Genomic DNA, 12,274 nt, shown 5'->3' on the forward strand with positions numbered 1-12,274 from the left:
CCGGAGAAAACAGGTGGGCCAGTTTGACGAGGACGGCATCGCCCGCCGGATCGTGGCGGCGATCCGGGCGCGGATCGACGAGGGGGTCTGGCAGCCGGGTGAGCGCCTGCCGTCGACCCGCAGTTTTGCGGCCGAATGGGGGGCGTCGCGCACCACCGTGACCGCCGCCTACGGCCAGCTGGTGGCCGAGGGCTACATCACCACCCGGCCGGGGGCGCGGGCCGAAGTGGCCGCGGGTCTGGGCCGGGACGTGGTGCCGGCGGCGCCCGAACCGACCCCGCCGCGGCGGCTGTCGGCCTTTGCCCGCCGGCTTGCCGACATGCCGCCCCCGGCACCGGCACCGGCGTTCCGGATTGCGGATTTCCGCTATGGCGATCTGGCGGGGCGAGATTTTCCGGTGCTGGCCTGGCGGCGGGCGATGACCGCGGTGCTGCTGCGCCGCCCCGACCGGCTGGCCTATGGCGACCCGCAAGGGTCGCCGGCGCTGCGCCGGGTGCTGGCCGGGTATCTGTGGCGGGCCCGCGGCATCCGCTGCGGCCCCGACCGGATCATCGTGGTCAACGGTTCGCAACAGGCGCTGGATCTTGCGGCGCGGCTGCTGCTGGACCCGGGCGACCGCGTGGTGATCGAAAACCCGGGCTATCTGCTCGCCCGCCGCGCCTTTGCGGCGGCGGGCGGATCGGCCGTGCCGGTGCCGGTGGATGCCGAGGGGCTGAACACCGACCATCTGCCGCCCGCGCGTCTCGCCTATGTCACGCCCTCGCATCAGTTCCCTTTGGGGGGCGTGCTGTCGGTGGCACGGCGGCGGGCGCTGCTCGCCTGGGCCCGCGCGCAGACGGCGCTGATCATCGAGGACGACTATGACGGCGAATACCGCCACGACGTCGCGCCCGTGCCCGCCCTGCAGACGGCCGATCCGGCGCGGGTGATCTATGTCGGCACCCTGTCGAAAACGCTCTCGCCCACCCTGCGCCTGGGCTATCTGGTCGTGCCGGCCGATCTTGCCCCGGCCTTTGCCGAGGCCAAGCGGGTGACCGACCGGCACACCGCCCTGATCGAGCAGGAGGCCCTGGCCCAGCTGATGGAAAGCGGCGCCTACGAGGCCCATGTCCGGGCGATCCGCCGCCGCAATGCCGCCCGGCGCGCCGTGCTGCTGGATGCGCTGGCGGGGCTGCCGGTGCGGGTGGTGGGCGCCGCCACCGGCCTGCATCTGGTGGCCTGGCTGGACGGCGTGCCGGCCGGCCGCGAAGCCGCCGTGATTGCGGCCGCGGCGGCGGCCGGGGTGGGGCTCTACCCGGTCTCGGCCCTGTATGATCCGGCAGCCCCCCGGCCGGAGACGGTCGGGCTGATCCTCGGCTATGCCGGGCTCGACCCGGCGGCGATCCGGCGCGGGGTGGCGGTGCTGGCCCGGGTGCTGGGGTGCTGAAGGCGGCCCTCAGCCGAGGGCGGCATCCAGATCGGCGATGATCGCCGCCGGATCCTCGAAACCCAGGCCCAGGCGGATCAACCCGTGGGGCAGGCCCGTCAGGGTCAGTTGGTCCGGCGTCATCATCGCCGACCACATCGCCGCCGGATGGACCGCGACCGTCATCGGCGTGCCGAAACTGGCCGAGCGGCGGATCAGCCGCAGCCGGGACATCATGGCCTCTGCGGCATCCAGCCCGCCGGCCACCTCGAAGGAGAGCAGGCCGCCGGCACCGTCGGGCATCTGCCGTCGGGCCAGATCGCGCTGCGGGTGGCCGTCGAGGCCCGGGTAATGAACGGCGGTGATCCGGGGATGCGCCGCCAGATGGCGGGCGACCGCAAGCGCCGTGGCGGTCTGGCGGGCGACCCGCATCGGCAGGGTGCGCAGGCCCCGGAGCACCAGCCAGGCGGCGAAGGGATCGGGCGTCGCCCCCAGCAGATGCGCCTCGTGCCAGACCCGTTCGACCAGCTCGGCGCGGCCGGTGACGATGCCGGCCGAGACGTCGCCATGGCCCGACAGATATTTGGTGGCGCTGTGCATCACCAGATCGATGCCGAAGCCGAGCGGCCGCTGGTTGAGCGGGGTGGCGATGGTGTTGTCGATCATGGTCAGGATGCCGCGGTCGCGCGCGAAGGTCGCCACACCGGCCAGATCGGTCAGCCGGAGCAGGGGGTTGGAGGGGCTTTCCAGCAGGATCAGCTTCGTGTTCGGACGGGCCGCCCGGGCGAAGGCGGCGGTGTCGTCCTGATCGACCAGATCGACGGTGATGCCGAGCCGTGGCGCCAGCCGGGTGAGCAGGCCGGTGGTGCCGCCATAGAGCAGACGCTGCGCCACGATGTGATCGCCCGCGCCTGCGAAGGCGAGCAGCACGGCCGTGATCGCCCCCATGCCCGAGGCGGTGGCGACCGCCGCCGTGCCGCCTTCGAGGGCGGCCACCGCCTGTTCCAGGGCGCGGGTGGTGGGGTTGCCGTAGCGGGTGTAGAAGCCCTCATGCATCGGCGTCGTCGCCATACGCGCGAAGCCCCCGGCATCCTCGGCAGAGAAGGCCGCCGTCTGATAGAGTGGCGGGGCGATCGGCACCGAGCCCTCGGGCAGGGTGACGGCGGCCTGCGACAGCAGGGTCCAGGGATCGGAATGCGGGAACATGGGCCAGAACCTCGATCGACAGCGGAAGACCTCTGCCGAGCCTAGCGATCCGGCGGGCCGGGTCTTGTCCGATCCTGCGCAGGGTTATGCCGGGCTGACCGACGGCGTGCGGCTGGTCGCCGCCGGGACGACCGGGGTGGAGGCCACCTTCGCCCGCCTGCGCCGGCACCGCTTTCGCCCCCATACCCATGACACGCTGATGCTGGGGCTGATCGAGGCCGGGGTGAAGGAATTCCGCCGCGAACGGACCACCCATGCCGCCGCCCCCGGGCGGATCTCGGTGGTCGATCCGGGCGATCTGCACACCGGCAGCCGGGTGGTGGGCGACGAGCTGCGCTATCGCGCGCTCTATCTGCCCATGGCGCTGCTGACCGAGGCGGCGGCCGCGGCCGGCTTCGGCCCCGGCGGCGGCGTTGCCGGCGGCGATGCGCCCGAGGTGGGGTTCCGCTCTGCGGTGATCGAGGATGCCGGGCTGCATGCCCGGCTGATCGCCACCCATCAGGCGCTGTGCCGGCCCGAAACCCGGCTCGCCCGCGACGTGCTGCTGCGCGAGGCGGCGGTGATGCTGGTCGCCCGCCATGGCAGCGGCCGTGCGGCAAGGCGGGTGGCCACGGCCGCCACGCCCGAAATCGCCCGCGCACGGGCGCTGATCGAGGCCCGCTTCGCCGAAGACCTGCCGGTGGCCGAGATCGCCGCCGCGGCCGGCCTCAGCCCCTGGCATCTGATGCGCCAGTTCCGCCGGCTGGTGGGCCTGCCGATCCACGCCTATCAGATCCAGCTCAGGGTCGAGGCGGCGAAGCGGCTGCTGGCGGCGGGCTGCCCCACGGTTCAGGCGGCGCTGGAGACCGGCTTCGCCGACCAGGCCCATTTCAGCCGCCGTTTCAAGGATCTGGTCGGCGTGTCGCCGGCCGCCTGGGCGCGCGACCGGCGGGGGGCCACCGGTGCCTGAGCGTTGGCGTTTGGTGCCCGCGCGTTGACACTGCGTCACCGCCGCCGGGACTATCGCGGCCGGGAGCTGCGGGCTAGCCTCAAGGCAATAACGGGCTTTGAGCGAGGACGGATCCCATGAGCAGGTTCGAGGACGAGATGGCCGGCGAGGCCGCCCCCGGCGGGTGCCCGGCGGTGGAGATGGTGATCCGCGGGCGGGTGCGCGATATCGGCGGGCTGAACGTCGCCCGGCTGCTGCCCTATGCGAAGCGGCGCGCGATCGGGCCCTTCGTGTTCTTCGACCGGATGGGGCCGGTCGGCTTTGCGCCCGGCACCGGGCTCGACGTGCCGCCGCATCCCCATATCGGCCTCGCCACGCTCACCTATCTGTTTCAGGGTGCCATCGTCCATCGCGACAGCCTGGGCACGGTCGCGACCATCCGGCCGGGGGCGGTGAACCTGATGACCGCCGGCCACGGCGTCGCCCATTCGGAACGCACCGCGCCCGAAGACCGCCCCGGGGGATCGGTGCTCGACGGGGTGCAGATCTGGCTGGCCCAGCCGAAGCCCGAAGAGCAGGGCGCGCCCGGTTTCGCCCATCATGCCGCGGAAGACCTGCCCGAGCTGCGCATCGGCACCGGCATCACCCTGCGTGTGGTGGCGGGGGAGGCCTATGGCGCGCGCTCGCCGGTCGCGGCGCCGGGCGGCGCGCTCTGCCTGGATCTGGCGCTGGACGACGGCACGGCATTTGAGGTACCGGATGCCGCACCGGAACGCGGGCTGGTGGTGATCGACGGCGCGGTTCTGATCGACGGCGAACCCCATGAGGCGGGCATGCTGGCGGTGCTGCGCGCGGGCAGCCGGCCGCGGCTTCAGGCGAGTGGCGGTCTGGCGCGGGTGATGCTGATCGGCGGCCCGCCGCTGGATGGGCCGCGGTCGATGTGGTGGAACTTCGTCGCCAGCGACCCGGCGCTGATCGAGGAGGCCAAACGCGACTGGGCCTCGGGCGATCCGCGCTTCCCGGCCGTGGCCGAAGAGGATAGCCGCCTGCCTCTGCCGCAGTCCTGACCCATCATCCGACCCATGGTGACACCGGCTTGCTCCCGGATGCTCGCAGAGGATCCGGGCGGCCCGGCCCATATCAGACCAGGAGAGACCGATCCAGCAGAACAACGGATGAGAGGCCGCCATGATCGATGCCCCCGGACTGATCGATGCACCAGGACTTGTGGCGCTCTATCTCTCGGCCGTCATGCTGGGGGCGATGGTGTTCTTCTCCGGGATCGTGGCGCCGACCGTGTTCACCACGCTGGAGCCGCAGCCGGCGGCGCGGCTGATCCGGCGGATCTTTCCGCGCTATTACCTGCTGATCATCCTGACCGGTTTCGTCACCGCCCTTGCCGCCGCCTTCGCCGCACGCTGGCTGCCGGCGCTGCTCTTCACCCTGGTGGCGGCGCTTGGGCTGATCGCCCGCCACGGCATTCTGCCCGCGGTGAACCGCGCCCGCGATGCGGAGCTTGCCGGCGACCTTGCCGCCGGCCGCCGCTTCGCGCGGCTGCACCGGGCAAGCGTGATCCTGAACGTCGTCCAACTGGTGATCGCGGCGGTGGGGTTCGGGCAACTGGCCTGATGCCGCCCCGGGCCAGCCATTGCAGCTGTGGCCGGACCACCAGGAAGCCGCGATAACCGATCTCCAGCAGCCAGGGCCGCGGCGGGATCCGCAGCAGCCGGGCCAGCCTGCGAAACCCCGGCAGCTGCTGCCAGAGGGTGAGCATGGCCCGGGCGCCCGTTTCCACCCGGCCATCGGCGGTGACCAGATGCAGCCGCGCCATCGCCCGGCGCCGGTCGATGCCGGCGGGCAAAGGGCGGCCGTCTTCCGCCGAGACGTCCAGAAAGCCGACCTGGCCGTCTGATGCGAGGCGCCGGTAGAGCGCCACCTCGCGCGCGCAAAGCGGGCAGCTGCCGTCATGCAGCAGGGTGCAGGCGGGGGAAGGGGAAGGGGAAGGGACGGGGACAGGGTACTCGGTCATCGGCGGCTCTCGTCGGTGAGGCAGAGCTCTTCCGCCCCGCCTGAGAGGGCCAGCTCCACCAGCGGCGGCAGGCCCTTGCGGAAGCGGAAATAGCCATGGGATGCGCCGGCCGCGGTCGCGGCATCCCAGCGGCGCAGGCGGGTGGCGAGGTGCAGACCCGCCGCCTGCAGCCGCGGGATCAGCTGATCCACCACCATGGCGGCATGGCCGGCGGCCGGGTGCGGCAGCACGATCTGGCGGGCGCCGGCGGCGCGGGCATCGTCGATCAGCGTCGCGGCCAGCGCCTCGGCCGTGGGCGCGCCGACCGGCAGCGCCGCGGGCCCGCCGGCCGCCACCAGCCGGGCGGCGGCATCGGCCAGCGCATCCCGGGCGAAAGCCGCGGCCGGCTCTGCGACCGGGCCGGCGACGGCGCGGAAGGGGGTGAGATCCAGCGCCACCGCGCCGCGCATCTCCAGCCCGTCGAACAGGGTTTCGGGCCGGCCGTCATCCTCGGTCAGCACCAGCAGGGCGGGCAGGCGCGGATCGGCCGGGCGCGGCCGCGGCACCGGACCGGCCGGCGGCGGGGGCGCCTCGTCCAGCGGCTCGGGGGTTTCGTTCAGTTGGCCGGCGGGGTTGAACCGCCCGTCCGTGAAGCCGTGAATGTTGGCGGCGCGGGCGGCATAGGCCTTGCCCCGGCTGTGCAGCCCCGCAACCTGACGCCAGGACAGGGTGTTGGAGGCCGGATCGGCATCGATCAGCCGGCGCATGAACAGATCCGCCCCCAGCCGCCAGGGCAGGTTCAGCGTGAAGATCCAGATGCTGGCGAACCACATCCGGGCGTGATTGTGCAGATAGCCGGTCCGGGCCAGTTCCTGCGCCCAATGGTCGAAGCCGTCGATGCCGGTCCGCCCGGCCTCTGCCGCCTCCACCGCCGCCGCAAGCGCCGGATTGCGCACCAGCCCGGCCAGATCCTGCGCCACCCCCTGCCGCCAGGCCGCCCAGACCCCCGGCCGGCGCGCCAGCCAGCCCTTCCAGTAGCTGCGCCAGCCCACCTCCTCGACGAACTTCCCCGCCGCCACCCCGTGCCGCCCGACCGCGGCGGCGATCACCTCGGCCTCGCTGACCAGGCGGTGGCGCAGAAAGGGCGAGAGCATCGACACATTGCCCCGCACCACCGCCGCGCCCCGATCGTGATTGCGATCGCGGGCATAGGCGGTGCCGGCGCGCGGCAGAAACCCGTCCAGCCGCTGCAACCCGGCAGCCCGGCTGGCCTCGGGGAAAAGCGGCAACAGGGGAAGATCCATCCATCCGGCCTCGACATGTGGTCCCGGCGGTTCTACGTGGCCGGCGGCCGGTCGGATCCCCCGCCGCCGGCGGCCGGGGCCTGTGCGAGCCCTCATTCTCCACGGGAATAGAGGCGCGACCATCCGCCCCACATCTCCGCCTTGCACGTGTGGTGATCGCATCGTAACCTGATGCCGTCCCATTCCCCGCATGCGGTCGCCACATGCCGTTTTATGCCCATTCGCTGAAGGACCGGCCCGAGACCGCGTGGCATCTGCTGGCCGATCATCTGCGGGCGGTGGGGGCTGGGGCGGGGGGGAGTGCCGCGCGGTTCGGGCAGGAGAGCATCGCCCGGGCGGCCGGGCTGCTGCATGACAGCGGCAAGTACTCTCCGGAATTTCAGGCGCGGCTGCGCGGGGATGTCTCCAAGGTCGATCATGCGACCTGGGGCGCACGGGTGATGTCCGACATGATCCGCGACCGCGCCGGCGGGCTGGCCGGGCGTCTGCCCGGGGCGCAGGCGGTGCTCTATGCCGTGGCCGGGCATCATGCCGGGCTGGCGGATTTCGAGGATCAGGGCGATGGCGGCCGCGGCAGCCTGCGGGAGCGGGTGGAGAAGAAGCCGCTCGACGATGCCTCGGCCTGGAAAGACGAGATCACGCCGCCCGAGCCCGATGAGAGCTGGCTCCGTCTGCCGCCGCCGCGGCCGGGGGAGGCGCCGGACGACCGCGCCGGGTTCCGCTTCGCGGTGATGACCCGGATGGTGTTCTCGTGCCTGGTGGATGCCGATTACGCCGACACCGCCGCCTTTCATGCCGCCGCCGAGGGCCGGGAAGATCCGGAGGCGGGGTTCGAGGCCGCGCCCATGGCGGTGCTGCGGGGGCGGGTGGACGGGTTCATCGACGGTCTTGCCGCCCGGGCCGCGGCCATGGCCGCCGGGCAGGCGGGGGCGGAGCGGGTGGTGGCCGCCCGCGCCGGGGTGCTGGCCGATTGCCGGGCGGCGGCATCGGCGGGGCAGGGCGTGTTCTCGCTTTCGGTGCCAACCGGCGGCGGCAAGACGCTGGCCTCGCTCGCCTTCGCGCTGGCCCATGCCGAGGCGTATGGGCTCGACCGGGTGATCATCGTCATCCCCTATACCTCGATCATCGAGCAGACCGCCGGGGTGATCCGCCAGGCGCTGGGGGCCGATCTGGCCGATCAGGTGCTGGAACATCACAGCGCCTTCGACACCGAAGCCGATCTGGACCGCCGCAACATCCCGCCGGAGGGCCGGGAGCGCTGGCAGGGCCGCGACAAGCTGCGCCGGGCGATGGAGCGCTGGAACCGGCCGATCATCGTCACCACCGCCGTGCAGTTCCTGGAAAGCCTGTTTTCGGACCGCCCGGCGCGCTGCCGCAAATTGCAGGCGATCCCGCGATCCGTGGTGATCCTGGACGAGGCCCATATGATGCCCCGCGGCCTGCTGCGCCCGACGGTCGCGATGCTCGACGAGCTGGCGGCGAATTACCGGGTGACGGTGGTGCTGGCGACGGCGACGCAGCCGGTGCTGGTGGCGCCCGACGACACTGCGGAGGTCGTGGACGAATACGCCCAGGTGTTCGGGCTGGAGGGCGGGTTCCGGGCGGTGCGCGAGATCGTCTCCGACGCCTCTGCCCTGCATCAGCGGCTGGCGCGGGTGCGCGTGCAGGATGCGGGCAGTCTGGACGATGCCGGCGTGATCGCGCGACTTATGACCGCACCCCAGGCGCTGGCGGTGGTCGACACCCGCCTTCATGCCCGGCGGCTTTACGAGGCACTGGCCGCATCGGCGCCCGAGGGCGCGTTCCACCTGTCGGCGCTGATGACCGCCGCCCATCGCAGCCGGCGGCTGGACGAGATTCGCGCCCGGCTGGCGGCGGGCGGGGCCTGCCGGATCATTTCCACCACCGTCATCGAATGCGGCGTGGATATCGACCTGCCGATGGTGCTGCGCGCGGCGGCGGGTTTCGATTCGATCGCCCAGGCCGCGGGGCGCTGCAACCGCGAGGGCCGGCTGGGCCGGGGCGGGATCGTCGAGGTCTTCACGCCCGCCGACCCGGCGGACCAGCCGAAACGCCTGGCCCAGGCGCTGGCGGCAGCGGCGACGGCGCGGACATCGATGGCCGAGCAGGGCATCGCCGACCCGCTCTCGCCCGAGGCGATGCGGCTCTATTTCGATGCCCTGTTCTGGCAGATGCTCGACAGGCTGGATAGCGCAAACATCATGGCGCTGCACGACAGCCCGCGGCGCCTCGCCATCCCCTTCGCCACCATCGCCGCCCTCTACCGGATCATCGAGGACGGCATGCTGCCGCTGATCATCCCGACCACGCCCGAGGCCGAAGCCTGCGTGGCGGCGCTGGATGCCGCCGACCCGTCCGCCCTCGACCGCTTCGGTGGTGCTGGCGGGGCCGCAAGGCTGCTGCAACGCCATGTCGTGACCCTGCCGCCGCGGATCCGGAAGATGCTGGTGGAGGCAAGTGCGGCGCATGTGGTGGGTGGGGAGCGGTATGGGGAGCAGTTCATGGTTCTGACCAATACCAGCCTGTACCGCGAGGATGTGGGGTTGGTTTGGGAGGAGCCGGCGTTCGTCGCGGTGGAGAGATTGGTTTTCTAACAGTTTCAAGATTGCCAGAAATAGCGCTTGACGATCATCAGGCGGATAAGAAAAATTGTGAACACGAAATGATTGTGTCGACCGGTGCGGCTATGCCGGTCGCGGATTGAAACTGGCAATCTTGGAAGACGGTCACCCGGGGGCCGGCCGCGTCGGCCCCCAACGACCCTTCATGTCTTCTCCCTCTGAAAGGTGAGGACGATGGCTTTTGGCGTTCGGCTCCACGTCACCGGGCCGCGGGCGCTCTACACACGCCCGGAAATGAAGGTGGAGCGTGTGTCATATGATGTCCTGACACCTTCTGCCGCCCGCGGAATCGTCGAAGCGATCCACTGGAAGCCGGCAGTCCGCTGGCAGATCGACCGGATCATTGTGCTCAACCCGATCCGCTTCGAGACCATAAGGCGCAACGAGGTCGGCTCGAAGATCGCGGCCGGGGTGGTCAAGCGGGCGCGGGCGGCCGGGAGTACCGCGGGCGTCTATACCATCGTCGAGGAAGACCGCCAGCAGCGCGCCTCGGTGGTGCTGCGCGATGTCGCCTATATCATCGAGGCCCATTTCGAGCTGACGGCGGCGGCGGGGCCGTCGGATAACGAGGGCAAGCATCTCGACATCTTCAACCGGCGGCTGGCGCGCGGGCAGTGCTATCAGCAGCCTTGCCTGGGCACGCGCGAATTCGCCGCCGATTTCGGGCCGGTGGAGGGCGATCCGGTGCCGCATGCGGATCTGGCCGGCACGCGGGATCTGGGCTGGATGCTTTATGACATCGACTATGCCCATGGCATGCAGCCGCGTTTCTTCCGGGCGCGGATGGTTGATGGCGTGATCACGGTGCCGCCGCCGCAGTCGGATGAGGTGGTGTCGTGATCCTGCAGCAGCTGGCCGAGTATTACGATCGTCGGATCGAGGGCGGGGATACCGATCTTCCCGAAGAGGGGATGTCGGAACAGGCGATCGACGCCGCGGTCGATCTGGAGCGGTTTCAGCCGGGTGGTGTGCCGCCGGTGCTGCTGCTGGGCGACCGCAGCGGCAAGAAACCGAAACCGCTGCGCATGACCGTGCCGGCGGCGATCAAGCGTACCTCGGGCGTGGCGGCCAATTTCCTCTGGGACAAATCCGCCTATGTGCTGGGCGTGAAGCGCGCCGGCAAGACGCCGGATGCCGGTGTGGTGGCGGCCGAGAAGGAGTTCGAGGCCTTCCGGCAGCTGCATACCGAGGCGCTGGCGGGAACCGAGGACCGCGCCCTGCTCAAGCTGCTGGAATTCCTGGAGGACTGGACACCGGAACGGGCGGTGGCGGCGGTCGAGGCCGGCGAAATTCCGATCGAAGCCGTGGACGGCAATCTCATTTTCCGCTTCGGCCGCGGCACCGTGCGCGATCTGCACCGCTTCCGGGCGGCCCGGGCCGCCTGGGCCGCGCGACGCGAAGCGGTGGCGGGGGCGGCCGGGCGTTGCCTGGTCAGCGGCATTGTGGCCCCGATCGCTAAGCTGCATCCCTCGATCAAGGGCGTGCGGGGTGCGCAGAGTTCCGGCGCGTCGCTGGTCTCGTTCAATCTGAGTGCCTTCACCTCCTTCGGCAAGGAACAGGGGGCGAATGCGCCGATCTCGGAACGGGTCGCCTTCGCCTATGGCGCGGTGCTGAACAAGCTGCTGGCGCCCGATGGCGCACACCGGGTGCAGATCGGCGATGCGACCACGGTGTTCTGGACCGACGCCCCCAACCCCGCCGACGACACCGCAAGCCGCGTGCTCGCCAATGCCGTTTCCCCCGCTTATGGGCTGATGGACCAGGACGAGGGTGCAGAGGCCGACGAGGCGGGCGAGGACGGCACCGCAAAAAAGCCCAAAATCGACCTGAAGATGAGCGACGAGGAGGCGAAGCGGGTTCGCACCGCGCTCTCGGCGCTCGCCCGCGGGCGGACGATGGGCGAGGCGATCTCGGCGGATCTTGACCCCGACACCCGGCTCTGGGTGCTGGGGCTGGCGCCCAACGCCGCCCGGCTGGCGCTGCGCTTCTGGTACGAAGACCGGCTGGGCGATGCGGTCGATCATGTCCGCCAGCACTGGCACGACCTCCGCCTCGACCCCGGCATCGATGCCGGGCGACCGGTGTCGGTTTACGCGCTGCTGAAGGCCCTGGCGCCGCAGGGCAAGCTCGACAATCTGCCGCCGAAGCTTGGCGGCGACATCATGCGGGCGGTGCTGAGCGGCCGCCCGTACCCCGCCAATATGGCGGCACTGGCGCTGATGCGCATCCGTGCCGACGGAGAGATTTCCGCCCTCAGGGTCGCCATGCTCAAGGCCTGGCTGCTCCGGCGGTCGGGAAAGGAACCCCTGGAGAGGGAGGGCGATCTCGTGAGTCTGGATCCTGCCGAAACCAATGCCGGCTACCGGCTGGGGCGGCTGTTTGCCGTGCTGGAGAACCTTCAGCGGGCGGCGCTGCCGGGGCTGAACGCCACCATCCGCGACCGGTTCTATGGCGCGGCCTCGGCAACGCCCGGGTCGATCTTCCCGGTGCTGATGCGCGGCAGCACCCATCATGCGGCGAAGCTGCGCAAGGATCGCGGTGGTCTCGCCCACTGGTACGACACCACCATCGCCGAGGTCGTGGACGGCCTGCCCTCGAACCTGCCACGCCATCTGGGGGTGGAGGATCAGGGCCGGTTCGCGATCGGCTATTTCCATCAGCGCCAGGCGATGATGACCCGCGCCCCGGCCGAGGTGAAGGCTGCGGAGGCCGGCGAGCCGGCCGTGGTCGGCGACGACGACGCCTGATCGCCGCATCACCCTGTTTCATGATGTGAGCCCC

The 12,274-nt window shown here is 71.2% G+C and carries 9 protein-coding genes and 1 pseudogene; 7 read left to right on the plus strand and 3 right to left on the minus strand.

Going from position 1 to position 12,274, the window contains the following annotated elements; all coding sequences use genetic code 11:
- Window positions 1-13 precede the first annotated feature (13 nt).
- Window positions 14-1,426 carry a MocR-like pyridoxine biosynthesis transcription factor PdxR gene (pdxR, locus tag WI697_RS10540; protein WP_345958415.1) on the plus strand — a complete coding sequence of 471 codons (1,413 nt, stop codon included), beginning with the start codon at window positions 14-16 and terminating at the stop codon, window positions 1,424-1,426.
- A 9-nt stretch (window positions 1,427-1,435) separates the two neighbouring features.
- On the opposite strand, the gene WI697_RS10545 is transcribed toward pdxR, so the two are convergent.
- Window positions 1,436-2,611 carry a trans-sulfuration enzyme family protein gene (locus WI697_RS10545; RefSeq protein ID WP_345958416.1) on the minus strand — a complete coding sequence of 392 codons (1,176 nt, stop codon included), beginning with the start codon at window positions 2,609-2,611 and terminating at the stop codon, window positions 1,436-1,438.
- 64 nt (window positions 2,612-2,675) lie between these two features.
- Here WI697_RS10545 and WI697_RS10550 point away from each other — a divergent pair, with 64 nt between their 5' ends.
- The 3 genes from WI697_RS10550 (at window position 2,676) to WI697_RS10560 (ending at window position 5,168) form a co-directional block, all read left to right on the plus strand.
- Complete coding sequence (locus tag WI697_RS10550) at window positions 2,676-3,560, plus strand: AraC family transcriptional regulator (RefSeq protein WP_345958417.1); 885 nt, start codon at window positions 2,676-2,678, stop codon at window positions 3,558-3,560.
- A 116-nt stretch (window positions 3,561-3,676) separates the two neighbouring features.
- Window positions 3,677-4,606, plus strand: a complete 930-nt coding sequence (locus WI697_RS10555; RefSeq protein WP_345958419.1) for a pirin family protein — start codon at window positions 3,677-3,679, stop codon at window positions 4,604-4,606.
- Between the two features lie 121 nt (window positions 4,607-4,727).
- Window positions 4,728-5,168 carry a DUF4149 domain-containing protein gene (locus tag WI697_RS10560; RefSeq protein WP_014747989.1) on the plus strand — a complete coding sequence of 147 codons (441 nt, stop codon included), beginning with the start codon at window positions 4,728-4,730 and terminating at the stop codon, window positions 5,166-5,168.
- Between the two features lie 31 nt (window positions 5,169-5,199).
- On the opposite strand, the pseudogene WI697_RS10565 reads toward WI697_RS10560, so the two are convergent.
- Both WI697_RS10565 and WI697_RS10570 read right to left on the minus strand, forming a co-directional pair.
- Window positions 5,200-5,568 (minus strand): annotated as a pseudogene (locus WI697_RS10565) (thiol-disulfide oxidoreductase DCC family protein); the annotation flags it as partial.
- Window positions 5,565-6,851, minus strand: coding sequence for an FAD-binding domain-containing protein (locus WI697_RS10570; RefSeq protein ID WP_345958420.1), 1,287 nt, complete (start codon window positions 6,849-6,851; stop codon window positions 5,565-5,567). The pseudogene WI697_RS10565 and the gene WI697_RS10570, both read right to left, overlap by 4 nt.
- A gap of 203 nt (window positions 6,852-7,054) precedes the next feature.
- Between WI697_RS10570 and WI697_RS10575 the strand changes: the two genes are divergently transcribed.
- From WI697_RS10575 to cas8c, 3 genes are all read left to right on the plus strand, one after another.
- Window positions 7,055-9,466 (plus strand): CRISPR-associated endonuclease Cas3'', encoded by a 2,412-nt coding sequence (locus WI697_RS10575; RefSeq protein ID WP_345958421.1) that lies wholly within the window; start codon window positions 7,055-7,057, stop codon window positions 9,464-9,466.
- 201 nt (window positions 9,467-9,667) lie between these two features.
- Entirely contained in the window at window positions 9,668-10,333 is a 666-nt protein-coding gene (gene cas5c / locus WI697_RS10580) for a type I-C CRISPR-associated protein Cas5c (RefSeq protein ID WP_345958422.1), read from the plus strand.
- Window positions 10,330-12,240, plus strand: a complete 1,911-nt coding sequence (cas8c, locus tag WI697_RS10585) for a type I-C CRISPR-associated protein Cas8c/Csd1 (RefSeq protein WP_345958423.1) — start codon at window positions 10,330-10,332, stop codon at window positions 12,238-12,240. The genes cas5c and cas8c overlap by 4 nt, the downstream gene beginning before the upstream one ends.
- Window positions 12,241-12,274 lie beyond the last annotated feature (34 nt).

This window comes from Tistrella mobilis (genome assembly GCF_039634785.1).
Classification (GTDB): Bacteria; Pseudomonadota; Alphaproteobacteria; order Tistrellales; family Tistrellaceae; genus Tistrella; species Tistrella mobilis.

Bases quoted from the DNA above. Each gene is read 5' to 3' on its own strand.
- cas5c (WP_345958422.1), top strand. From the start codon at position 9,668: ATGGCTTTTGGCGTTCGGCTCCACGTCACCGGGCCGCGGGCGCTCTAC.
- WI697_RS10555 (WP_345958419.1), top strand. From the start codon at position 3,677: ATGAGCAGGTTCGAGGACGAGATGGCCGGCGAGGCCGCCCCCGGCGGG.
- WI697_RS10575 (WP_345958421.1), top strand. From the start codon at position 7,055: ATGCCGTTTTATGCCCATTCGCTGAAGGACCGGCCCGAGACCGCGTGG.
- WI697_RS10560 (WP_014747989.1), top strand. From the start codon at position 4,728: ATGATCGATGCCCCCGGACTGATCGATGCACCAGGACTTGTGGCGCTC.
- WI697_RS10570 (WP_345958420.1), bottom strand. From the start codon at position 6,851: ATGGATCTTCCCCTGTTGCCGCTTTTCCCCGAGGCCAGCCGGGCTGCC.
- WI697_RS10545 (WP_345958416.1), bottom strand. From the start codon at position 2,611: ATGTTCCCGCATTCCGATCCCTGGACCCTGCTGTCGCAGGCCGCCGTC.